Raw genomic sequence first — 22,062 nt, forward strand, 5'->3', positions numbered from 1 at the left:
CTTTTTATTTTTAATAAGATTAATATCTACTCCTACATTTGATCTAAGTCCTAGAAAAATGCTTTCTAGTCTAATGTCATTTGGGCTTAAACTTTCTTTAATTCTAAAATATGGATTTGCTATATATTCATTTAGGTTTGAACTTGCTGTATAGCGAATATTATCGCTAGTGCCAACGCTTGAAAGTCCAATGCCTAAGTAATTTTCTTTACTCCAATAAGCTTTATTATGAGAGCATTCATATTCGCTAGAACTTGCAAAATTACTTATTTCATAAGCTTTTAACCCGATTTTTTGCAAATTTTCATAAAAATAGCAATTTAACTCATCATCTTTTTGAATATATTCGGTTTTATTTTGAAAAGGGGTATTATCTTCTAAAATTAAAGTATAAGCACTAAGATGATTTAATTCTAGGCTTTTTATGACTTTTAATTCATCATTTAGCATATTTAAATTATCTAAATAAGTGCCATAAATTATATCTATACTAAAAGATATTTTTTCATTTTTTAATAGTTTGATTTTTTCTATAGCTTGTTTGCTTGAGTGGGCTCTATTTAAGAATTTTAATTTCTCATCATTAAAGCTTTGCACCCCAATGCTTATGCGATTTAATCCATAATTACGCATAGCATTAAGCCAATTTAAGCTTAAAGAATTTGGATTTGCTTCAGCACTGATTTCTGTATCATTATTAATATAAGGCTTTAATAATTTAAAAATATTTTCATAGTATTTTGCGTCTATAAAGCTTGGAGTTCCACCCCCAAAATATATGCTTTTTATATCTTTAGAAAATGGTAAAAACCTTGCTAAATCTAATTCTAAGGCTTTAAAATATTCGTTTATTTTTTGCTGATTTGTAAAACTAGCAAAAGAACAATAAGAGCATTTGCTAGCACAAAATGGAATATGAATATAAATTCTCATTTTATGCTTTGAAATTTAATAAATTTTCGCCTAGTTTAGCGATTTGCTCATCTATCATTTTGATAGCATTATCAAGAGTTTTATTAGCTAAACTCATATAATCATCACCGAAATTAAATCTTTTTAATGCTTCATTAAAGCCACTTAATAATCCATCTTTACCTAATCTTAGTTTATTTGCATCATTATTTGCATTTTTTAGGATTTGCTCTGCCATTCTTTTTGCAGTATTTTTTGAACCAAATTCTGCATTATCTAATAATAAATTTTTAGCACTATTGCTATCTAAATTATCATTAACTAAATCTTTAAAATTATTTAAAAATTCTTTGATATTACCCCTATTATTTGCAATTTCGTTTAAATTACCTTGAATGCTAATTTCTGTGATACTAATCTCAAAACTCATTGCAAAAAAACTATCATTTTCGCCTTTTGCTGTGAGTTTGTCTAATTCTTCGTTGCTAAGATTTACGCCGTAGTTTTTTAAGCTATCTTTAATGTTTTTTTGTGCTTCATCTTTACTACTAAAAGAAGCTGCTGCTTGATAAGATAAAGTTATATTTCTAGCACTTATTTGCATTTTTTCTCCTTGAAAATCATAAGCTTCATATCGGCAAAAAATAATTATTTCTTTAGTAAAAATGTTGCTTTTAATTAAATTTTTCTTGATAGTATCGTGTGAAATTAATTTTAGGTTATTTGATGAAAAAAAGATTTAGAAAAAATGTAGCAGCTATTGTTTTGTCTCAAGAATACCCATTAAATTGTAAAATTTTAGTGGCTTTAAGACTTGATATTGATGTTTGGCAATTCCCGCAAGGTGGGATTGATGATGGAGAAAGCCCAAAAGAAGCATTAATAAGAGAGCTTGAAGAAGAATTAGGCACAAAAGAATTTGAAATCATTGCTGAATATCCTGAATGGTTAAGCTATGAATTTCCTAACGAAGCTGTTAAGAAAAAATATAATTTTGATGGGCAAACTCAAAGGTATTTTTTAGTTAAAGTAAGAGATAATAACTTGATTAATTTAAATACCAATGAACCTGAGTTTAAAGAGCATCTTTTTGTGGATTATAAGGATATAAACCCTTATATTAATCATTTTAAAAGACCACTTTATACTAAAGTTTTAAAGTATTTTCAAAAAGAAGGATTTATAGGATGTTAGTTGTTCAAAAATACGGAGGCACAAGCGTTGGCAACCTTGAACGCATAGAAAATGTTGCAAATAGGGTTATTAAGTCTAAAAAGACTTATAAAGATATAGTTGTGGTAGTTTCTGCAATGAGTGGTAGAACAAATCAATTAATTGATAATGCTAATTTTTATTCAGAAAGTCCAAATAAAAAAGAATTAGATATGTTGCTTTCTTGTGGTGAGAGAGAAACTGCTGCTTTACTTGCTATTGCACTTATATCAAAAGGACATGATGCGATTTCTTTAAGTGGTAAAGAGGCTGGTCTTTTAACTACAGATGATTATACAAACGCAAAAATCATTGATATTGATGCAACTAGAATTAAAAAAGAACTTTCAAGTGGAAAAATAATTGTAGTAGCTGGATTTCAAGGATATAATGAAGATGGTCATACAACAACTCTTGGTCGTGGGGGAAGTGATTTGAGTGCTGTTGCTTTTGCAGGGGCTTTAAATGCTGATTTGTGTGAGATTTACACAGATGTTGATGGGGTTTATACTACCGACCCAAGAATTGAGCCAAAGGCTAAAAAACTTGATAAAATTTCTTATGAAGAAATGTTAGAACTTGCTAGTTTAGGTGCTAAAGTTTTACAAAATAGAAGCGTTGAATTAGCAAAAAAATTAAATGTAAAATTAGTTACTAGAAGTAGCTTTAATGAAAATAGTGGAACAATTATAACAAGCGAGGAAAAAATGGAACAAGCATTAGTTAGTGGAATAGCATTAGATAAAAATCAATCAAGAATAGTTTTAAGAAGAATTGAAGATAAACCTGGAATTGCTGCTAGTATTTTTACAACTTTAGCAAAAAAAGACATTAATGTTGATATGATTATTCAAAATGTAGGTCATGATGGAACTACTAATTTAGGTTTTACCGTGCCACAAAATGAATTAAAAAATGCAAGTGAAGCTATGAGAGAGCTTTTAGGTAGTGATGTAGTAATAGAAAGTGATAGCGATATAGTTAAGGTTTCAGTAGTTGGAGTTGGTATGAAAACTCATTCAGGTGTTGCTAGTGCTGCATTTGAAGCATTGGCAAATGAAGGCATTAATATACAAATGATTTCAACAAGTGAGATTAAAATTTCTATGATTGTTAGCTCAAAATATGCTGAATTAGCAGTTAGAACACTACATAAAGTTTATAAGCTGGAAGATTAATGCAGGATTTTTTAAGTTTTGTAAAAGACTTTATCCAAAAAAAAGGTATGCTTTATAGTTGGCTAGATAGCGAAAGGTTTAAGATAAGCCCTTTGCTATCTTCTAGGCTTAGCTATTTACTAGATGGGAAAAATTTTATAGTAATTTGCGATGATGAAAGAGCTTGGTTTGAAGAATATTTTTTAAGTCTTGTAAATGCAAAAAGTGCTAGACCATTGCTACCATTTTTTAGCTTAAAAGGTTTTAAACTTGATAATTATGATAAGAATGAAGATTTGCTTGATGATGTTTTAAGTCTAGCATATCCTAATGGTTATATTTATATTTATTTTGGTAAGGATAGTTCAAAAATGGCAAAACTTGCTAAAAATAAAAAAGATAGCTTAATGTTTATATTAGATGAAGAATATGATAATTCTTTTTGTCTTAAGTCAAGTGATGAACATTTAGATATTAAACTAATAACTATTGCTCAATTAATTAACGCTTGTTTAGACGCTATTATTTTTGCAAAGGTTAAGATTTGAGAAGTGAGATAATAATCACTCAAAGCCCTGATGATTTTATAAATGATTTAAGGCAAAAAACCAAAATCTGCAAGGTTTTTAGTGGCGATGAGTTTTTATTAGATGATGCAAAAGCGATTATGCAAAATGCTTATTTGATTGAAGAATATGATAAATATTTCGTATTATCATATAAAGAATATAGCATACAAGCTCAAAATTATATGCTAAAACTACTAGAAGAGCCACCTGCTAATGTGTATTTTAAGATTTTAGTTAGTTCAAAAAATCTTTTATTAGCAACTATTAAATCAAGATTAGTTTCAAGAAAATTAGAAAATTATAAAAATAATTATGAGATTAAATTAAATCTTAAAAATATGTCGTATTTAGATATTGTAAATTACGATGTTGATAAAGCGAGTTTGAGTGAATTTATAAGTGCATTAGCTAAAGAATGCTACAAACAAGGCATAAATATTAGTAGTGATTTATTAGAAGAATTTTATAAATGCTATGAATTATCAAAGCTTAATTCAAATTCTAAAATTATAATTTCAAGGTTATTGTTAGGAATAATGCGTGAGAGAAGCTAGTTTTTATTTACTAGATGAAAACTCGGCTAAAGATATTAATTCAAGTGAGTTTGCACTAGATAGATTTTTAAAAAGAAGTAATCATCAAATAATTTATATAAAAAATATAAGCACAACCGCTGCAAATATTTTAAAGCAAGACGCAATTAGCGTAGGTGCAATTGTTTTAAATCACAAAAATACAATTTTAGGTGGAGAGTATAAATACGATAGCATTTTGCTAGTTGATAGCATTAATGCAAAGGATTTAGCTAATAAGCTTAAATTGCAGCAGTTTTCTTGCATAAGACTTAGTAAATTTTTAAACGAATTAAAAATAAGCAAAAAATATCCAAAAATTATGGGTATTATGAATATTAATGATGATAGTTTTTATGAAAGTTCTAGGATTAGCGAGAAGGAATTTTTAGCTAAGGCTTATGAGTTTATTGAAAATGGTGCAAGTATTATTGATATCGGTGCTATGAGCTCAAGACCTAATTCTACTTATTTAGGAGCGAAATTAGAGCTTGATAGATTAAAGCCTATTTTTAATTTAATAAAAGAACATAAATTATGCGATAAGATAGATTTTAGCTTGGATAGTTTTGATGAGATTTGTTTAACAAATGCTCTTGATATTGGCTTTAAATATATAAATGATATTAGTGCTAATACTAAGCTATCAAAACTAGCTTTAAAATACGACGCTACTTATATTTTAATGCACTCACAAAATAATTATTTTGATAATTATATAAATAATACTGGCTTAAGCAACTCAAATTCCAATTCTAAATTCTTTATTTTAGATAGTGTTTATGAGTTCTTTTTAAATAAATTAAGCGAAATAGAAAGTAAAGTAATAATTGATGTTGGAATAGGTTTTGGCAAAAGTGAGTATGAGAATTTAGTTTTAGTAAAATATCTAAATCATTTTAAGACCTTAAATAAACCTATTTTATTAGCAGCTTCAAATAAAAGATTTTTAGGTGAGCATAAAGAAGCTTTAAGTTTAATCACTCACGCTAATTCAAATGCTGATTATATTAGAGTTCATGATGTAATAGGGCAAAATGCAATGATAAATTATCTTAAAAAAATGGAAAGTATATGAAAGAGTATTTAGAAAATATTAAATTAGCAAATAAATGGGCAAAGGCTTATTATTTAGGAGAAAATCCACTTGCAAGTGATGCTGAATACGACGCACTTATGAAAAAAATAAAAGATTATGAGAGTTTAAATCCAAATGATATAAGCCCTGATTCTCCAACGCAAAAAGTATTGCCAATCAATCTAAAAGATGTAAATGATGGCTTTAATAAATTAGCTCATCTTAGCAGAATGTATTCTATGGAAGATGTTTTTAATGAAGATGAATTACACGCTTGGATAAAAAGAGCAAAGGCAGAAGATGAAGAATTTTTCATTGAGCCAAAATTTGATGGAGCTAGTTTAAACTTAATTTATGAAAATGGTAAATTAATTCACGCAATTACTCGTGGAGATGGTAGTGTAGGCGATGATATTACTCTAAATGCTATGCAAATTACTTCAATTCCTAAGAGTATTGCTTATAAAGAATTGATTGAAATTAGGGGTGAAATTGTTATTTTAAAAGATGATTTTTTGAAGTTAAATGAAATAAAATTAGCAAATAATGAAAGCTTATTTTCAAATCCAAGGAATGCTGCAAGTGGTTCATTAAGACTTAAAGAACCAAGCGAAGTTGCAAAGAGAAATTTACAATTTTATCCGCACGGAATAGGGCAAAACTCACTAAGTTTTACAAAGCATAGCGAAGCAATGGAATTTATTAGAAGTTTAGGTTTTTTAAAAGATGATTTTTGCAAGGTTGTTAGGGCTAATAAATTGCAAATTGAATATGAGAATTTGCAAAATGATAGATTAAATAAAAAAATGATGTTAGATGGTTTTGTTTTAAGGATAAATGATTTAAGCAAATGCACTGAATTTACAAGCAAATTTCCAAAATTTATGGCTGCTTATAAATTTGAACCTTTAGAGCAAATTACAAAATTAATTGATGTTAGTTATCAAGTAGGAAGAACGGGAGTAATAACCCCTGTTGGAACACTTGAGCCTACTAATATTGATGGAGCTATAGTTAAATCAGTAACTTTACATAATTACGATGAGATAACTAGGCTTGATTTGATGATTAATGATAGCGTTAGCATAATTAGAAGTGGAGATGTTATACCAAAATTAACTCGTGTTTATAAAGAAAGAAGAGACGGCACACAAATTAAAATTCCAAAGCCAATAATTTGCCCATCTTGTAATGAAACTTTATTAGATGATGGAGCTTTAATTAAATGTATAAATCTTAATTGCAAGGCAAAAATGCTAAATCAATTAATATATTTTGCGAGTAAAAAATGCCTAAATATAGATGGTTTAGGAGATAAAATTATTGAATTGTTATTTAAACTTGAAAAAATCAGCACATTTGAGTGTATTTATGAACTAAAATACGAAGATTTTCAAGGTCTTGAGGGTTTTGCTGATAAAAAGATAACTAATATTTTAACTTCTATTGAAAAATCAAAAGATTGCGAATTAGCAAGTTTTATAAATGCTTTAGGATGTGAGCACATTGGAGAAGTAGCTGCTAGCAAGGTTGCTAGTGAATTTGGATTTGATTGGTATTTAAAAGATGAGATTGATTATTTAAAATTAGATGGATTTGGAGAGCAAATGGCTAAATCTATTGCTAATTTTTGTGTGATTAATAAAGAGCTAATTATTAGATTTTATGAGATTTTAAGGCTAAAAAATACAAATATAAAATCTAGTGATAAATTTGCAAATACGACTTTTGTAATAACTGGCACACTTAGTAATCCAAGAGAATATTATGAAAATATAATCAAAGAAAACGGCGGAAAAACTAGCTCAAGTGTTAGTAAAAAAACTTCTTATTTATTGTGTGGAGATGATGCAGGAAGTAAGCTTACTAAAGCTAAAGAATTAGGCATTAAGATACTTAATGAAGATGAGTTTAAGGCACTTTTATGAGAGCTGATTTGTTTGTAGCAAATAAATTAAATATAAGCCGAAATAAAGCTCAAGAATTATTAGAAAATGAAAAAGTATTAATCAATAATGAAGTAAAAAAGGCAAGTGATAAGATACTGCAAGATTATGAATGTAAATTATTAGATGAAGTTTATGTTAGCAGGGCTGCTTATAAATTAAAAGGATTTTTAGAAGAATTTGAGTTAGAAATTAGCGGGATTGATTGCTTAGATGTTGGCTCTAGCACGGGTGGATTTACTCAAATACTACTTGAAAATAATGCTTTAAGTGTTACTTGTGTAGATGTTGGAGATAAACAATTGCATAATAGTTTAAGAGCAAATCCAAAGGTAAAAGTATTTGAAAATACAGATATTAGAGATTTTAAATCAGCTCCGTTTGAAATAGTAGTGTGCGATTTAAGTTTTATATCAGCTAGATTAATAATAAATGATTTAATAAGACTAAGTAGCAAGTATTTAATTATTTTATTTAAACCACAATTTGAAGTGGGAATTAATGTAAAGCGTTCTAAAAATGGTGTGGTAAAAGATGAAAAAGCCGTGCTTAAATCTTGCGAAGAATTTGAAAAAGAAGTAATAAGATTAGGTTTGATTTTACTTAAAAAATCAAAATCAAAACTTAGCGGAAAAGATGGAAATTATGAATATTTTTACGCTTTTTCAAAATGAAATAATAAAAGCAAATAAATGTGATTTAGAAAATATTACAAGTTTAGCAATAGGGTGTTTTGATGCTTTACATTTAGGGCATTTTGAACTGATAAAAAGGCTTGATGATAATGGAGCTTTATTAATAATATATAAAAAAACAAGAGAATTAGTTCCGATAATTTATAAGCAAGAATTGCTAAATTGCAAAATATTTTTTGTAAATCTTGATGAGATAAAAGATGAAAATGCGTATAATTTTACACAAAATATTATGTATAATTTTACACAACTTAAATATTTTGTAGCAGGATATGATTTTCATTTTGGTAAAAATAGACAAGCTCACGCAAAAGAATTGCAAGAATTTTCGGGGCTACGATGTATTATCGTAGATGAATTTAAAATAGATAATATAAGCGTTCATTCAAGTTTGATTAAAGAATGTTTATTGAATGCTGATTTAGAAAGTGTGAATAAATTTTTAGGTAGAAATTATTTCATTCAAGGAAGACAAATCAAAGGTCAAGGTTTAGGAGCTAAATTTTTTGTCCCTACTATTAATGTAGATTATGATAATTATTTTTTACCAAAAGAAGGGGTTTATTTTACTAAGATTTATTTAGATAATGAGTGTTATTTTGCAGCTACTTTTTTAGGCAAACGCTCAACTGATTTAAATACGGCTTTAGAAGTGCATATTTTAAATAGTTCAAATTCTTATTTTAAATTCCACAAAATTAAAATAGAGTTTTTAGAATTTTTTAGAGAGAATAAAAAATTTGATAATTTTGATAGTTTAAAAGAACAAATCAACTTAGACATAAAAGCTCTAAGTTTAAAGGCTAAAGATGAAAGATGAAGTTTTTAACGAAGAATTAATAAAACAATTTGAATTTGATGAAAAAGTGGTGCGTGTGTTTGATGATATGGTTACTCGTAGTGTGCCGTATTATTTGCAAAATCAAGAATTAATTTTTAAAATTCTAAGTCAGATTTTGCCAAAAAATGCAAAGGTTTTAGATTTAGGTTGTTCAACTGCAAATACACTTTTAGCACTTTCAAAAAGAGATGATTTAGAGCTTTTTGGGCTTGATAATTCAGAGCAAATGCTAAATAGGGCTAGAATTAAGGCTAGTGATTTAGGTGTTAAAATTAATTTGATTAATAAAAATATAGAAGATATTTTAAGTCTTAATGATAGTTTTGATGCGATAATTTGTTCTTATACCTTGCATTTTATTAGACCGCTTTTAAGAGAAGATTTATTACAAAAAATATATAAGTTATTAAATAAGAATGGGATTTTTATTTTATGCGAAAAAGTGCTTTATGAAAATAAAATTTTACAAAAAAATATAATTGATATTTACGAAAATTATAAGGAATTACAAGGATATTCAAGATATGAAATAGCTCAAAAAAGAGCTGCTTTAGAAAATGTTTTAATACCTTTTACTTATGATGAAAATATAAAAATTTTAAGCAATGCTAATTTTAAGCAAATTGATTGCTTTTTTAGGTGGGCAAATTTTTGCTCTTTTATAGCTTTTAAGCTTTAAATGTTACGAAATGTAACAAATAATATAAAATTATTTTAAAAATATCTTGACATCAAAAATATTTTTTGCTTTAATCAACAAATATTTTTAAACAAAGGATTTTAAATGATGATGCAGATGCGCTAGCGTCTGGCTTTTAAAGACTTTCTTTTTTAGCTAGACGCAAATTAATTATATTAAAGCAAGCAAGCTAAAAAAGAAAGATAAAATATTTTTGCAACTTACAAAACTCTCAAAAATTTTTATTTTTCTTTAAATTAAATTTTAAGGAAAGTTATGATTGAAATTAAAAATCTTAAAAAGTATTACGGAAATACTTGCGTAATAAACGATGTAAGTCTTGATATTAAAAAGGGCGAGATTTATGCTATTGTCGGACAAAGTGGAGCTGGTAAAAGCACACTTTTAAGATGTATAAATGCACTTGAAAGCTATCAAGCAGGTTCATTAAAAGTATTTAATCAAGAAATTAAAGACCTTAAAGAAGAAGAGCTAAGAAAATTAAGAACCGAAGTTGGAATGATTTTTCAACATTTTGCTTTAATGGGTAGAAAGAGTGCTTATGAAAATATTGCAATGCCTTTACTTTTACATAAAAAAGATAATGTAGATAAAAGGGTTAAAGAATTGCTTGATTTGGTTGGATTAAGCGATAAGGCTAATTCATATCCTGCTAATCTTAGTGGTGGTCAAAAGCAAAGAATTGCAATAGCAAGAGCACTTGCACTAAATCCTAAGATTTTATTAAGCGACGAAGCAACTAGTGCGCTTGATCCTGCTACTACTAATCAAATCTTAGATTTATTAAAGCAAATAAACAAAGATTTAGGCATTAGCGTTGTATTAGTAACTCATGAAATGGACGCTGTTAAAAGAGTAGCTGATAAAGCTTGTTTATTAAGTGGTGGAGAAATCATTGGCAATGGAGAAATTAGCGAAATATTTTTAAAACCAAGTAAGAAGATGAGAGAATTCTTAGATGAGAGTGATTGTGTGCCAGAAAGTGGGCTTAATATAAGATTAATTTTCCCTAAAGAAGTAGCACTTGATGGAGTAATTTCTAAAATGGCAAGAGAGCTTAATATTGATTTTTCAATAGTTTGGGGAAAAATTGAAAAGCTAAATGATATTGCACTTGGCTCACTTATTATAAATATTAATCCAAGTGATAAACAAAGAGTGTGTGAATATATTAATAAAAGTGGCGTTTTATGGGAGGAAGTATGAATTATTTTGATAATTTTCTAAGTCATTTTGACAAGATTTTATATCCTGCATTAAAAGAGACTTTATATATGAGTATTAGTGCTACTATTATTGGTTTTGCACTAGGACTTGTTTTAGGGATTTTTCTTTTTGTTAGTAAAAAGGGTGGTTTGTATGAGAATTTAGGTTTTTATAGAGTGCTTGATTTTGTTGTAAATATATTCCGTTCTTTTCCGTTTTTAGTATTAATTATTGCTTTAATTCCTTTTACAAAGTTTTTAATAGGAAAAAGCATAGGAACAACAGCGGCTATTGTGCCACTTACAATTGGAATTGCTCCATTTATTGCAAAATTAGTGCAAAGTGCTTTAAATGAAGTAGATTACGGAATAATTGAAGCGGCTAAGAGTTATGGTGCTAGTAGAATACAAATTATTTTTAAGGTCGTATTGTATGAAGCGTTACCAGCGTTAATTAATGCAGCAACGCTTACTTTAATAGTAGTCATTGGATATAGTGCAATGGCAGGAATTGTAGGAGGTGGGGGACTTGGCGATGTTGCTAATCGCTATGGTTATCAAAGATTTAAAACAGATATTATGGTAGAAACGGTTATTGTTTTGATTGTATTGGTTCAAATCGTTCAGATTTGGGGGGATTTAGTTGAAAAAGCTTTAAGAAAAGGTAAAGATAAATATCTTTATATTTCAATTTTAGCTTTAGTTATTTTATTTATTTATTCAGGAAATTTTATTTAAGGAGATATTATGAAAAGATTGTTTAGTTTAGCTGCTTGTTTGGCTTTAAGTGCAAATTTATTTGCTGATGTTATTAGTGTAGGTGCAACGCCTGTTCCACATGCTGAAATTTTAGAAGAAGTTGCAAAAATTGTTAAAGAAAAAGGGCACGAGTTAAAAATCGTTGAGTTTAATGACTATGTATTGCCAAATCTAGCGGTTGATGATGGCGAAATAGATGCAAACTTTTTCCAACATAAACCATATTTAGATGAGTTCAATAAGCAAAAAGGAACAAAATTAACTCCAGTTGCTTTAGTTCATCTTGAACCAATGGGAGCATATTCTAAAAAGATTAAAGATATTAAAGATTTAGGAGATAAGGCTTTAATTTATATTCCAAATGACCCAACAAATGAAAGTAGAGCTTTAAATATACTTGAAGCTGCAGGGCTTATTGAACTTGATAAAAATGTAGAGCTAAAAACTCCACTAGATATCGTAAATAACCCTAAAAATCTTGATATAAAAGAGTTAGAAGCTGCACAATTACCAAGAGTTTTAGATGAATGTGATTTAGCTGTGATTAATTCAAACTACGCATTAGCAGCGAAGTTAAATCCTACAAAAGATGCAGTAGTTATTGAGAGTAAAAATAGTCCTTATGCTAATGTTTTAGTAGTTAAGACTGATAATATTAATAGTGATAAGACAAAGGTTTTAGTTGATTCTATAAATGATGCAAGAATTAAAAAATTTATAGAAGAAAAATATAAGGGCGAAATAATCCCAAGTTTTTAAGGAGAAAATATGAAAAAATTAGCTTTAAGTTTAGCATTTTGTTTATACGCTAGTGCGGAGATTTTAAGAGTAGGGATTACTCCATATCCAAATGCTACTATTTTAGAAAATGTAAAAGATGATTTAAAAGAGCTTGGATATGAGTTAAAAGTTGTAGAATTTAATGATTATATTCTACCAAATCTTGCATTAAATGATGGGGAATTAGACGCTAATATGTATCAACATAAGCCTTTTTTAGAAGACTTTAACGAGAGTAAAGGCACTGATTTAGTAGCGGTTGCTAATGTATTTTTACCTCCAATGGCAGCATATTCAAAAAAGGTAAAAGATATTAAAGAATTAAAAAATAATGCTTTAGTATATATTCCAAATGACCCAACAAATGAAAGTAGGGCTTTAGATATACTTGAAGCTGCAGGACTTATTAAAACAGATAAGAATGTAAAGTTTAGAAGCGTTATTGATATTACAGAAAATCCTTTAAATCTTGATATAAAAGAGTTAGAAGCTGCACAAGTTCCAAGAGTTTTAGATGAATGTGATTTAGCTGTAATTAATACAAATTACGCATTAGCAGCTAAGCTAAATCCGACAAAGGATTCTATAATATTAGAAGATTTAAATAGCCCTTATGTAAATGTAATTGCTGTTAAAAAAGGCAATGAAAATAATGAAGGAGTAAAAGCATTAATTAAAGTTATAAAAACTGAAAAAATAAAACAATTACTTAAAGAGCAATTTAAGGGTGCTATAATCCCAGCATTTTAATTGAAAGGAATTTGCAAAAAGCAAATTCCTATTTCAAATTCTTTTAATTTTTAAGGAGAAATGTTGAGATTTATTTTGCTTTTGTTATTTTCTTTTAGTATTTTCGCTAAAAATATTACTTTTAAAGATGTAATAGGAAATGAAATTACTTTAAATACTCCGATTGATAAAATAGCCTTAGGATTTTACTATACAGATTTTTTAGCAGTTGGTGGAGAAAAATCATTTGATAAAGTTGTTGGTTTTTCAAAAGCAGTTTGGAGCGAATGGAGTCCAATTTCTTGGCAAATGTATTTAGATGTAATGCCTAATTTAGACAAAATTGCAGATTTTGGTGAAGCAGAATCAGGTACATTGTCAATTGAAAAAATATTAGAATTAGAACCTGATGTATTAGTTTTAGCTAAATGGCAATATGATACATTAAAAGATACTTTAAATCCAATTAAACTAGCAAATATCCCAATAATAGTAGTAGATTATCACGAAGGAAAATTACAAAACCACGAGATAAGCACTAAAATTTTTGGAATTTTAACCAACCAAGAAAAAAGAGCTGAAGAAATTATGAATGATTATAAAAGTCGTTTAGAATTAATTCAAACAAGAACTAAAGATATTAAAAATAAAGTAAAAGTTTATATAGAATACGGAATTAATGGCCCTAGTGATAATGGAGTTACATATTCACATTATATGTGGGGAAGTTTGATTGATAAAGCAAATGCTAAGAGTATTGCTGATGGGCTTATTAAGACTTGGGGAGCTATTAATCCTGAAGAAATCATAGTTCAAGACCCTGAAGTAATTATTATAGCAGGTCGTGAAAGTGAGCTTAAGAAAAATAAAACTTCAATGGTAATGGGTAATAATATTAGTTTTGATGAAGCAAATACTAGATTAAGAGGATTTTCTAATAGAACTACTTGGCAAGATTTAAACGCAGTAAAAAATCATAGAATTTATGGTGGTTATCATAGTATGCTAAGGACTTTGGGGGATATTTTTATGTTAGAATTTGTAGCAAAAGCTGCTTACCCTGAGTTGTTTAGCGATATTAATCCAAGTGATGATTATATTAATTATCATAAGAAATATTTGCCAATTATTCCTGATGGAACTTTTATGTTAAAGCTTGATGATGAGAAATTTTAATAGAGAAATTCTTTCATATAAAGCAATTGTTTATAAGAGATTGGGATTTTTACTAATCTCTTTTTTATTAGCATTAGTATTTTTTATACTAGATATTTCTACAGGACCAGCTCAACTTGATTTAATTATTGTATGTAAAGCTTTGTTATCTAAAGCACTTGATATAGATATACAAAAGAATTTCGTTAATATTGTTTATAATTTAAGATTACCTATGGCATTAATGGCACTTGTTGTCGGAGCTTCATTAGGACTTGGCGGAGCTTTGATGCAAACTATTTTAAATAATTCTTTAGCTAGTCCATATACTTTAGGTCTTAGTGCTGCAGCTGGATTTGGAGCTTCATTAGTGATTGCATTTAATGTAAGTTTTATAAGTTCTTTTATTAGCATTCCATTAGGAGCATTTTGTGCTAGTTTGTTAAGCTCTGCAATATTATTTATGTTTGCTAAAAATAACAAATACAACACTCAAAGTTTAGTTTTAGTTGGTATTGCTTTATTGTTTTTATTTCAGTCTTTTTTATCTTTAGTGCAATTTTTATCAAGTCCTGAAGTATCTCAACAAATATTATTTTGGTTATTTGGAAGTTTGCAAAAAGCTAATTATATGAATATTTTAATAGTCTTTTTGGTTACTTTATTTTGCTATTTAATTTTATTAAAAGACAATTGGGCTTTAAGTGTATTTAGACTTGGAGAGAAAAATGCTAAAGTTTTAGGGGTTAATTTAGTATATTTAAGAATTAAAGTTTTATTATGTGTTTCTTTTGTTAGTTCTGTTGCTATTTCTTTTGTGGGCGTTATAGGTTTTATAGGTCTTGTTGCACCACATATTGCAAGGCTTATTATAGGAGAAGATCAAAGATTTTTCTTACCAGCTTCAATGATAATAGGAGCTTTATTTTTAAGTTTAGCTTCTAGTGTTTCAAAATTGATAATTCCTGGTAGTTTATTTCCAATAGGAATAGTAACTTCTTTTATTGGTGTTCCTTTTTTCTTTTTTATTATATTAAGGAATAAAAATGCTTAAAATTAATAATCTAAGTATTAAAAAAGGAAATAAGACTATTTTAAATAATATAAACCTAGAATTTAAATCAGGTAAAATTTATGCTATTTTAGGCGCTAATGGTGTAGGTAAAAGCACATTATTAGATGCTATTTTTCAACTTGATAAAAAACATAATATGACTTATCGTAATACTAATTCAGATAATCTTAAAAAATGGCAAAGCAATATAGGTTATATGTTGCAAAGTTTTCATACTCATACAAACCTTAGTGCTTTAGAAGTAGTTTTACTAGGTGCTTATAATGAATTAGGTTTAAAAGTAAGTGATGAAATTTTAAATAAAGCAGTTAATGTTTTAAAGGAATTTAAGATTTCGCATCTTGCTAATATTAATATTAAAGATTTATCTGGCGGTCAAAGACAAATGATAGCTTTTGCTCAAGTTTTGCTTAAAAACCCAAGTATTTTATTACTTGATGAGCCTGTAAGTGCATTAGATATTAAACACCAATGTATTTTATTAGAAGCTTTAAAAAAGATTACAATTGAAAATGATTTAATAAGCATAGTTGTTTTACATGATTTAAATTTAGCGAGTTTATATTGTGATGAAGCAATTTTTTTACATAACAACAAGGTTTATAAAAATGGAAAGATTAACGATGTTATTACACTTGATTTAATACGAGAAATTTATGAAATCAAGGCAAATTTAAGTATAGTTGAAAACAAGAAATTTATTCAAATATTAGGTTCATTAAACAAGGAAAATTATGACAACTCAAATCAAGCAGTTAATATCTAGACTGATTAATTTTTATGATTATATTTATTTAATCATACTTTTGGCGACAATTTTACATGTGTCCTTTTTGTTTATATTTTATTATATGAAAATATATGAGCTATTTTATGTAAATATAGTTTCAACCTTAATTTATGTATTAATAATTACAAATTTTAGTAGCGATAAAATAAAAATTTATTATGCCGTTGTATATTTTGAAGTTTTAATCCATCAGCTAATCGCAATTTATTACTTAGGTAGTGCTAGTGGATTTGACTTGTTATTATGTTGTTTGATACTTGTGCAATTTTTATTTTTTAAGAAAAGCACCTGTTTTGTATCAACAATTTTAATTATTTTTTTAATTTATCTTAGTTATTTTCAAGCAGATTCTATTGTGCTACATAGTGATAAATTTTTTGAAATTAACGAATATAAAAATGCAAATATTGTTCTTTATCCAATCAATTTAGCGGTTTTATTGGTATTTTTAGTGGTTTATGGTGTATTGGTAACCGTTATTCCTAGTAAAAAAATTAACGATTTAGCTCAAATTGTATATAAAGATTTTTTAACAGGTTTATATAATAGAAAATATATGGAAGATGTTGTGTTATCAAAATATAACAAACAAAGAATTTTAATTGCGGTATGTGATATTGATAATTTTAAACATATAAATGATACTTATGGTCACCAAACCGGAGATATTGTGCTAAAAATGTTGGCTATAGTTTTAATCAATAAGTATAAAAAATATTCTGATTTTAATATTAATATTTGTAGATGGGGTGGGGAAGAATTTTTAATCATTGCAGATATTGATAATAAAAAAGATGCTGAAATATTTTTAAATGACATTAGAGAAGAAGTGTTTAAATTAAAGATAAGTGATTTGCAAGAAACAATAAGTATTACAATAGGTGGATATATAGCTAATTTTAATCAAAAAGATTATAAGCAACTATTTGAAATTGCTGATAAGAATTTGTATCTTGGCAAGAATACGGGTAAAAATAAATGCGTAGTGAGTGTTGAAGAATAATAAAATTATGTAAGTTTTGCCTAGTTTTATCTAGTGAGCTTTAATTATTAGAATTAAAAAACCAATAAAATATAATACTTTATTGGTTTTCAATAATTCTTGTTATATCATTAAATGTAGCAAATATCATTAAAGAAAATAATAAAAACATTATTTACTTCTCTTTTAAAAATTAACTCCTATAAAGAAAAACTACAAGCATAAGAAGTCTAGTTTAATTAAAAATATTGTAAGTAAATTAAAGAATTTAAATATAAGTAAAAATATAGAATTTAAATATAAGTAAAAATATCTAGTGAGCTTTAATTATTAGAATTAAAAAACCAATAAAATATACTTTATTGGTTTTCAATAATTCTTGTTATATCATTAAATGTAGCAAATATCATTAAAGAAAATAATAAAAACATTCCAATATAACTAAGTGTAATAAATACTTTTTGATTTACTTCTCTTTTAAAAACTAACTCATATAAATTAAAAACTATATGCCCGCCATCAAGCACAGGAATAGGTAAAAGGTTTAAAATCCCAAGATTAATTGATAGTAAAGCCGTGATTATTAGCAGTTTTGAAATTCCAAGTGTAGTAGCCATTGTAGTTGTGTCGGCTATGCTTATAATTCCACCTATATTTTTAGGGCTAACTTCAGCTAATATTAATTTTTTAAGACCTTCAAGGATTAAAAAAGCCCCATCTAAACTCTCTTTAAAAGCCCAAGCAAACACACTAAAATCTCTATGATATTCTATAAAAGTCTCATTTTTAGGCACAATTCCTAATAGTGGTTTTGTGATGATTTCTCCGAAAATATTTTGAGTTTTGCCTTCGTAAGTTTTAATATCAAGTTCTAAAATTTCATTATTTCTTAATACTTTTACATTAATACTACTATCATTTACGAGTGGTTTTATATCGTAAAAATTATTAATTTTAGTGCCATTGATTTCTAATATTTTATCATTTACTTTTAGTTTTGTATCAGCATATTCGCTAAGCGCACCAATAGTCGGACTAAGCCTTTCAACCCCTATAAAACCTAAACTTATATAGATTAAAAATGCTAAAAGTAGGTTAAAAAATGGACCTGCAAAAAGAATTAAAATCTTTTTAAATGGGTGTAATACCGAATAGCTATCATAATCATAATTTTTAAGAGTAGGGTCGCTATCATCTTGACCTTTCATCTTGACATATCCACCTAAAAATATGCTTGATATTTGATAATCAGTGCCTTTATAATGCTTCACATAAATTGGCTTTCCAAACCCTATGCTAAATGTTAAAACTCTAACTTTAAAGTATTTTGCAGCTAAAAAATGCCCTAATTCATGAAAAAATATCAAAAAAGAAAGTATTAAAATAGTGCCTAAAAAACTAGCCCCATAATGCCAAAAGCAAAAAGCTAAAACAATAAAAGTTAGAATTATATTCTTCATTTTTTTGCCTTAGCATATTCTATTACATAAATAGCCCCAGAATAAATAGTAAAGAAAAAGCATAGATAAAATAAAATATCTTTTCCCCACCAATCCATTAGTAAAAATCCAATTGCTAACATTTGAAATGTTGTTTTGATTTTACCACTCATATTTGCAGCGATTTTAAGCCCATCAGCTACTATCATAACTCTTAAACCAGTTATAAAAAACTCACGAACTAATATAAAATAAACTAGAATTTCATTAACCCTTCCCATCATCATAAGTCCTAAAAACGCTGCTAAAGTAAGCATTTTATCAGCCAAAGGGTCTAAAATCTCTCCTAAAATTGTTTTTTGATTCCAAGACCTTGCAATATATCCATCAAAAAAATCAGTTATAGAAGCAATAGTAAAAATAAGAGCTGCTAAATAATTTATCCAAGAAATATGTATATTGTGAGTATTAACCAACACATTTGAATGCGTTAATAATATAAATAAAATTGGTGCTAGGACTATCCTAGCACTAGCCAAAAGATTAGGTAAATTCATCACTTGAATGTTGTTCCACCATCTACAATGAATGTATGTCCTGTAACCCAACTAGCTTTATCGGTGCATAAGAATAAACATGCACCTGCTAAATCTTCAGGTTGTCCCATACGATTTAATGGGCTTAAATTCATTGTAGCTTGTTTTACTTCTTCATAATTAGTAAATGCTTTTAGAGCATCAGTATCAATTGGACCACCACTTACAACATTTACACGGATATTTTTCTCGCCTAATTCAGTTGCTGCATATCTAGCCATTGCTTCAACAGCTGCTTTTGCAGTTCCATGACCTGCGTAGTTTTCAATATGAACTAAATTCCCTGTGCTAGAAATTGAAATAATACTTCCGCCGCCAACTTTTTCCATTCTCTTAGCTGCTTCTTGAGCACCACAAACAAAAGCATTAACGGTAGCTGTAAAGATATTATTAATTCCACGAGGTTTAAGTTTCATAAACTTAGTATATCCACCTACAACTGCACGACCTGTAATAATTGCATTTGAGATAAAGAAATCAACTCTATCAAAATCTTCATCAATTTTTAAAAATAAATCTTTATAAGTTTCAGGCTCAAGTATATCAAATGGATAGCATTTAGCTTTAACTTTGTAAGTTTTTTCAATATCAGCAACGATTTCTTGTGCGATTTGTTCGTTTGAATTATAAGTAAATGCAACATTACAACCTGCTTTTGCAAATTCATACACAATAGCCTTACCTATACCACGAGTTCCACCGCTTATTACTAATACTTTATCTTTAAAATTAATCTCTTGCATTAAAATCCTTTTATATCATAATTTTTCATAACTTCTTCTATTCTTTTTAGATTTTCTTTACTAGGAGCACAAAGTGGCAAACGATATTCAAGACTAGGAAGTAATCCTGCTATAAACATTGCTGCTTTTATTGGAATTGGGTTGCTCTCACAAAATAAAATCTTATTTATATTATAAAGTTTATCGTTAATAGATTTTGCATTTTTATAGTTTTCTTTTAAAGCTTCGTGAGTTAAATTAGCAATTTCATTTGGTAAAAGATTTGAAGTAACGCTAATTACACCACTACCACCATTGCTTAAAATAGGATAATTTATACTATCTTCTCCACTTACAAGTCTTAGTTTTGGCTCGTTTGCTAATAAATCTACGCACTTATCTATATTTCCACTTGCTTCTTTTACTCCGTAAATATTAGGACAATTTCTAAAAAGTTCAATTATAGTTTGACTAGCTATTTCACAACCTGTTCTTCCTGGAACATTATAAAGCATAATAGGAATATCAATTGATTTAGCAATAGCTTCATAGTGTTTATATAATCCACTTTGCATAGGTTTATTATAATATGGAGTAATGCTTAAAATCCCATCAGCTCCACACTCTTGAGCAAATTTTGCTAAAGATATTGCTTCGTGAGTTGCGTTTGAACCTGCGCCTGCTAAAACCTTAGTATTTGTTCCTTTACAAACACTTACTGCGATTTCTATACATCTTTTATGCTCTTCGTGAGTTAAAGTTGGGCTTTCTCCCGTGGTTCCAACAGGAACTACGGCATCAATTCCATTTGCTATTTGTCTTTTAACTAGCTTTTCATAACTAAGTTCATCAATTTTATCATTTTTAAATGGTGTTATTAAAGCTGTCATTGCACCTATTATTTCTTTTTTCATACTTTCTCCTTTAAAATTATTTGAGTTAAATTGTCATCTTTTAGATATTTTTTAAAAACTTGGTTTAAAATTTTATAATCTAATTCTTTTGAAGTTAGAGAATTTAAAAATACATTTACATCTCCAAAACATTCAAATTTACCAATTCCACTCGCTAAAGCACTTGGGTTGGATTTTACTTGATTTATGCTTAATTCTAATTGATTATAAATTGTTCTTGTATCAAATTTATTAAATTTTGTTTGATTAATTAATTTTTTTAGTTGCTTTATTGCTGATTTTGTATTTACTAAATCATTACAAACTCCAAAAATTATAAATAAATTTTCATTCTTAGAGCTTTGTGCGTAAAAGTCCAAATCAGCACATAGATTATACTCATTTATCATTTTATTTTTTATAATTGAGTTTTTATCAAGATTTAAAAATATTGAAATAGCCTTTAAATACTCAAAATCTTCGTGATTAAATGCAGGTATTTTATAAGCACAAGCAAAAATATTAGAATTTAGATTAGGAAAACTAAGTTCTATTTCTTTTAGACCTGTTCTATCTGGTTCATATACTTTATTTTGCGTGATTTTTTTTGCTGATTTTTTACTAAAAATCTCTTCGCACATACTAAAAATATCAATATTAGCTAAATCTCCGCTAATTACTATACAAGCATTATTTGGTGCATAGAATTTAGTATAAAATTCTTTTACAATTTTAGGTGTAAGATTTGCTATATCATCAGCAAATCCAATCGGCGTCCAATGATAACTAGTCTTTATAAAAGCGTAATTATAAATAGCATTATATAAATACCCAAAAGCATCATTTCCTACTCTTAATCTCTCTTCTTCAAGGACTACATCTCTTTCTTTATAAAATTCATCTTTATTAAACAATAACTCACTCATCATACTAGAATATAATTCTAAAACCCTTTTAATATGAATATTTGCGATATTTACATAATATTGAGTGTAATCAAAACTAGTGCAAGCATTATTTACTCCGCCTAATGCTTTTATTATCTCATCAAATTCTCCAGCCTTATGAGTTTTTGTGCTTTTAAAAGATAAGTGTTCTAGCAAATGTGCTATACCGCTTTTGCCTAATTCTTCATAACTTGAGCCTACTTTATAAAAGATATTTACACTAGCTACACCTGAATTATCATTTAGATTTACAGCATAAATTTTTAAGCCATTTTTTAATACTTTACTTTCTATATTCATTTTATCTC

24 protein-coding genes are annotated in these 22,062 nt (G+C 27.6%); 17 read left to right on the top strand and 7 right to left on the bottom strand.

Annotation, left to right across the window (positions count from 1 at the left end):
- Both hemW and AVBRAN12637_RS05895 read right to left on the bottom strand, forming a co-directional pair.
- Window positions 1–933, bottom strand: a 933-nt coding sequence (gene hemW, locus AVBRAN12637_RS05890) for a radical SAM family heme chaperone HemW (RefSeq protein WP_336615493.1), incomplete at its 3' end; no start/stop codon positions are given.
- Window position 934: 1 nt separating this feature from the next.
- The gene (locus AVBRAN12637_RS05895; protein ID WP_214119918.1) at window positions 935–1,516 is read right to left on the bottom strand and encodes a hypothetical protein; all 582 of its coding nucleotides are present in this window, start codon (window positions 1,514–1,516) and stop codon (window positions 935–937) included.
- A 122-nt stretch (window positions 1,517–1,638) separates the two neighbouring features.
- Between AVBRAN12637_RS05895 and AVBRAN12637_RS05900 the strand changes: the two genes are divergently transcribed.
- From AVBRAN12637_RS05900 to AVBRAN12637_RS05980, 17 genes are all read left to right on the top strand, one after another.
- Window positions 1,639–2,106, top strand: a complete 468-nt coding sequence (locus AVBRAN12637_RS05900; RefSeq protein ID WP_214117753.1) for an RNA pyrophosphohydrolase — start codon at window positions 1,639–1,641, stop codon at window positions 2,104–2,106.
- Window positions 2,100–3,302, top strand: coding sequence for an aspartate kinase (locus AVBRAN12637_RS05905; RefSeq protein ID WP_336615494.1), 1,203 nt, complete (start codon window positions 2,100–2,102; stop codon window positions 3,300–3,302). The genes AVBRAN12637_RS05900 and AVBRAN12637_RS05905 overlap by 7 nt, the downstream gene beginning before the upstream one ends.
- Entirely contained in the window at window positions 3,302–3,829 is a 528-nt protein-coding gene (locus AVBRAN12637_RS05910; RefSeq protein ID WP_214117751.1) for a HobA family DNA replication regulator, read from the top strand. The genes AVBRAN12637_RS05905 and AVBRAN12637_RS05910 overlap by 1 nt, the downstream gene beginning before the upstream one ends.
- Window positions 3,826–4,404, top strand: coding sequence for a DNA polymerase III subunit delta' (locus AVBRAN12637_RS05915; RefSeq protein ID WP_336615495.1), 579 nt, complete (start codon window positions 3,826–3,828; stop codon window positions 4,402–4,404). The genes AVBRAN12637_RS05910 and AVBRAN12637_RS05915 overlap by 4 nt, the downstream gene beginning before the upstream one ends.
- Window positions 4,391–5,500 (top strand): dihydropteroate synthase, encoded by a 1,110-nt coding sequence (folP, locus tag AVBRAN12637_RS05920; RefSeq protein WP_239803630.1) that lies wholly within the window; start codon window positions 4,391–4,393, stop codon window positions 5,498–5,500. Before AVBRAN12637_RS05915 ends, folP begins: the two co-directional genes overlap by 14 nt.
- Window positions 5,497–7,428, top strand: coding sequence for an NAD-dependent DNA ligase LigA (gene ligA, locus AVBRAN12637_RS05925; RefSeq protein WP_239803631.1), 1,932 nt, complete (start codon window positions 5,497–5,499; stop codon window positions 7,426–7,428). Before folP ends, ligA begins: the two co-directional genes overlap by 4 nt.
- The gene (gene tlyA, locus AVBRAN12637_RS05930; RefSeq protein WP_336612589.1) at window positions 7,425–8,120 is read left to right on the top strand and encodes a 23S rRNA (cytidine-2'-O)-methyltransferase TlyA; all 696 of its coding nucleotides are present in this window, start codon (window positions 7,425–7,427) and stop codon (window positions 8,118–8,120) included. The genes ligA and tlyA overlap by 4 nt, the downstream gene beginning before the upstream one ends.
- Window positions 8,083–8,961 carry a bifunctional riboflavin kinase/FAD synthetase gene (locus AVBRAN12637_RS05935; protein ID WP_336615496.1) on the top strand — a complete coding sequence of 293 codons (879 nt, stop codon included), beginning with the start codon at window positions 8,083–8,085 and terminating at the stop codon, window positions 8,959–8,961. The genes tlyA and AVBRAN12637_RS05935 overlap by 38 nt, the downstream gene beginning before the upstream one ends.
- On the top strand, window positions 8,951–9,661 hold the full coding sequence (cmoA, locus tag AVBRAN12637_RS05940) for a carboxy-S-adenosyl-L-methionine synthase CmoA (RefSeq protein ID WP_214117745.1): 711 nt from the start codon (window positions 8,951–8,953) through the stop codon (window positions 9,659–9,661). The genes AVBRAN12637_RS05935 and cmoA overlap by 11 nt, the downstream gene beginning before the upstream one ends.
- A 276-nt stretch (window positions 9,662–9,937) precedes the next feature.
- A complete protein-coding gene (locus AVBRAN12637_RS05945) occupies window positions 9,938–10,888 on the top strand; it encodes a methionine ABC transporter ATP-binding protein (protein WP_214117744.1) in 951 nt (316 codons plus the stop codon).
- Window positions 10,885–11,625, top strand: coding sequence for a methionine ABC transporter permease (locus AVBRAN12637_RS05950; protein WP_214117743.1), 741 nt, complete (start codon window positions 10,885–10,887; stop codon window positions 11,623–11,625). The genes AVBRAN12637_RS05945 and AVBRAN12637_RS05950 overlap by 4 nt, the downstream gene beginning before the upstream one ends.
- Before the next feature lie 9 nt (window positions 11,626–11,634).
- Window positions 11,635–12,405, top strand: a complete 771-nt coding sequence (locus tag AVBRAN12637_RS05955) for a MetQ/NlpA family ABC transporter substrate-binding protein (RefSeq protein WP_336615497.1) — start codon at window positions 11,635–11,637, stop codon at window positions 12,403–12,405.
- Between the two features lie 9 nt (window positions 12,406–12,414).
- Window positions 12,415–13,176 carry a MetQ/NlpA family ABC transporter substrate-binding protein gene (locus AVBRAN12637_RS05960; protein ID WP_336615498.1) on the top strand — a complete coding sequence of 254 codons (762 nt, stop codon included), beginning with the start codon at window positions 12,415–12,417 and terminating at the stop codon, window positions 13,174–13,176.
- Between the two features lie 63 nt (window positions 13,177–13,239).
- Entirely contained in the window at window positions 13,240–14,331 is a 1,092-nt protein-coding gene (locus AVBRAN12637_RS05965; protein WP_442862434.1) for an ABC transporter substrate-binding protein, read from the top strand.
- Window positions 14,318–15,364 carry a FecCD family ABC transporter permease gene (locus AVBRAN12637_RS05970; protein WP_239803636.1) on the top strand — a complete coding sequence of 349 codons (1,047 nt, stop codon included), beginning with the start codon at window positions 14,318–14,320 and terminating at the stop codon, window positions 15,362–15,364. Before AVBRAN12637_RS05965 ends, AVBRAN12637_RS05970 begins: the two co-directional genes overlap by 14 nt.
- Window positions 15,357–16,151, top strand: a complete 795-nt coding sequence (locus AVBRAN12637_RS05975) for an ABC transporter ATP-binding protein (RefSeq protein WP_336615500.1) — start codon at window positions 15,357–15,359, stop codon at window positions 16,149–16,151. The genes AVBRAN12637_RS05970 and AVBRAN12637_RS05975 overlap by 8 nt, the downstream gene beginning before the upstream one ends.
- A complete protein-coding gene (locus tag AVBRAN12637_RS05980; protein WP_214117737.1) occupies window positions 16,120–17,178 on the top strand; it encodes a GGDEF domain-containing protein in 1,059 nt (352 codons plus the stop codon). Before AVBRAN12637_RS05975 ends, AVBRAN12637_RS05980 begins: the two co-directional genes overlap by 32 nt.
- A 338-nt stretch (window positions 17,179–17,516) precedes the next feature.
- On the opposite strand, the gene AVBRAN12637_RS05985 is transcribed toward AVBRAN12637_RS05980, so the two are convergent.
- From AVBRAN12637_RS05985 to AVBRAN12637_RS06005, 5 genes are read right to left on the bottom strand one after another with little or no spacing between them, the layout of a single operon-like run.
- On the bottom strand, window positions 17,517–18,617 hold the full coding sequence (locus AVBRAN12637_RS05985; protein ID WP_336615501.1) for a M50 family metallopeptidase: 1,101 nt from the start codon (window positions 18,615–18,617) through the stop codon (window positions 17,517–17,519).
- Window positions 18,614–19,153: a CDP-diacylglycerol--glycerol-3-phosphate 3-phosphatidyltransferase gene (gene pgsA, locus AVBRAN12637_RS05990; protein ID WP_214117756.1), complete on the bottom strand. Its 540-nt coding sequence runs from the start codon at window positions 19,151–19,153 to the stop codon at window positions 18,614–18,616. The genes AVBRAN12637_RS05985 and pgsA overlap by 4 nt, the downstream gene beginning before the upstream one ends.
- Complete coding sequence (locus tag AVBRAN12637_RS05995) at window positions 19,153–19,935, bottom strand: enoyl-ACP reductase (protein WP_214117735.1); 783 nt, start codon at window positions 19,933–19,935, stop codon at window positions 19,153–19,155. Before AVBRAN12637_RS05995 ends, pgsA begins: the two co-directional genes overlap by 1 nt.
- The gene (gene dapA, locus AVBRAN12637_RS06000; protein WP_214117734.1) at window positions 19,935–20,828 is read right to left on the bottom strand and encodes a 4-hydroxy-tetrahydrodipicolinate synthase; all 894 of its coding nucleotides are present in this window, start codon (window positions 20,826–20,828) and stop codon (window positions 19,935–19,937) included. The genes AVBRAN12637_RS05995 and dapA overlap by 1 nt, the downstream gene beginning before the upstream one ends.
- Window positions 20,825–22,054 carry a M16 family metallopeptidase gene (locus AVBRAN12637_RS06005; RefSeq protein WP_336612592.1) on the bottom strand — a complete coding sequence of 410 codons (1,230 nt, stop codon included), beginning with the start codon at window positions 22,052–22,054 and terminating at the stop codon, window positions 20,825–20,827. The genes dapA and AVBRAN12637_RS06005 overlap by 4 nt, the downstream gene beginning before the upstream one ends.
- Between the last annotated feature and the right edge of the window lie 8 nt (window positions 22,055–22,062).

The sequence above is a fragment of the Campylobacter sp. RM12637 genome (assembly GCF_020137645.1).
In the GTDB taxonomy this organism is placed as follows: domain Bacteria; phylum Campylobacterota; class Campylobacteria; order Campylobacterales; family Campylobacteraceae; genus Campylobacter_E.

What these genes read in the sequence shown, in the direction of transcription:
- AVBRAN12637_RS05895 (WP_214119918.1), bottom strand. Translation starts at nt 1,516, where the DNA reads ATGCAAATAAGTGCTAGAAATATAACTTTATCTTATCAAGCAGCAGCT.
- AVBRAN12637_RS05900 (WP_214117753.1), top strand. Translation starts at nt 1,639, where the DNA reads ATGAAAAAAAGATTTAGAAAAAATGTAGCAGCTATTGTTTTGTCTCAA.
- AVBRAN12637_RS05905 (WP_336615494.1), top strand. Translation starts at nt 2,100, where the DNA reads ATGTTAGTTGTTCAAAAATACGGAGGCACAAGCGTTGGCAACCTTGAA.
- AVBRAN12637_RS05910 (WP_214117751.1), top strand. Translation starts at nt 3,302, where the DNA reads ATGCAGGATTTTTTAAGTTTTGTAAAAGACTTTATCCAAAAAAAAGGT.
- ligA (WP_239803631.1), top strand. Translation starts at nt 5,497, where the DNA reads ATGAAAGAGTATTTAGAAAATATTAAATTAGCAAATAAATGGGCAAAG.
- tlyA (WP_336612589.1), top strand. Translation starts at nt 7,425, where the DNA reads ATGAGAGCTGATTTGTTTGTAGCAAATAAATTAAATATAAGCCGAAAT.
- AVBRAN12637_RS05935 (WP_336615496.1), top strand. Translation starts at nt 8,083, where the DNA reads ATGGAAATTATGAATATTTTTACGCTTTTTCAAAATGAAATAATAAAA.
- cmoA (WP_214117745.1), top strand. Translation starts at nt 8,951, where the DNA reads ATGAAAGATGAAGTTTTTAACGAAGAATTAATAAAACAATTTGAATTT.
- AVBRAN12637_RS05945 (WP_214117744.1), top strand. Translation starts at nt 9,938, where the DNA reads ATGATTGAAATTAAAAATCTTAAAAAGTATTACGGAAATACTTGCGTA.
- AVBRAN12637_RS05950 (WP_214117743.1), top strand. Translation starts at nt 10,885, where the DNA reads ATGAATTATTTTGATAATTTTCTAAGTCATTTTGACAAGATTTTATAT.
- AVBRAN12637_RS05955 (WP_336615497.1), top strand. Translation starts at nt 11,635, where the DNA reads ATGAAAAGATTGTTTAGTTTAGCTGCTTGTTTGGCTTTAAGTGCAAAT.
- AVBRAN12637_RS05960 (WP_336615498.1), top strand. Translation starts at nt 12,415, where the DNA reads ATGAAAAAATTAGCTTTAAGTTTAGCATTTTGTTTATACGCTAGTGCG.
- AVBRAN12637_RS05970 (WP_239803636.1), top strand. Translation starts at nt 14,318, where the DNA reads ATGAGAAATTTTAATAGAGAAATTCTTTCATATAAAGCAATTGTTTAT.
- AVBRAN12637_RS05975 (WP_336615500.1), top strand. Translation starts at nt 15,357, where the DNA reads ATGCTTAAAATTAATAATCTAAGTATTAAAAAAGGAAATAAGACTATT.
- AVBRAN12637_RS05980 (WP_214117737.1), top strand. Translation starts at nt 16,120, where the DNA reads ATGACAACTCAAATCAAGCAGTTAATATCTAGACTGATTAATTTTTAT.
- AVBRAN12637_RS05985 (WP_336615501.1), bottom strand. Translation starts at nt 18,617, where the DNA reads ATGAAGAATATAATTCTAACTTTTATTGTTTTAGCTTTTTGCTTTTGG.
- pgsA (WP_214117756.1), bottom strand. Translation starts at nt 19,153, where the DNA reads ATGAATTTACCTAATCTTTTGGCTAGTGCTAGGATAGTCCTAGCACCA.
- AVBRAN12637_RS05995 (WP_214117735.1), bottom strand. Translation starts at nt 19,935, where the DNA reads ATGCAAGAGATTAATTTTAAAGATAAAGTATTAGTAATAAGCGGTGGA.
- dapA (WP_214117734.1), bottom strand. Translation starts at nt 20,828, where the DNA reads ATGAAAAAAGAAATAATAGGTGCAATGACAGCTTTAATAACACCATTT.
- AVBRAN12637_RS06005 (WP_336612592.1), bottom strand. Translation starts at nt 22,054, where the DNA reads ATGAATATAGAAAGTAAAGTATTAAAAAATGGCTTAAAAATTTATGCT.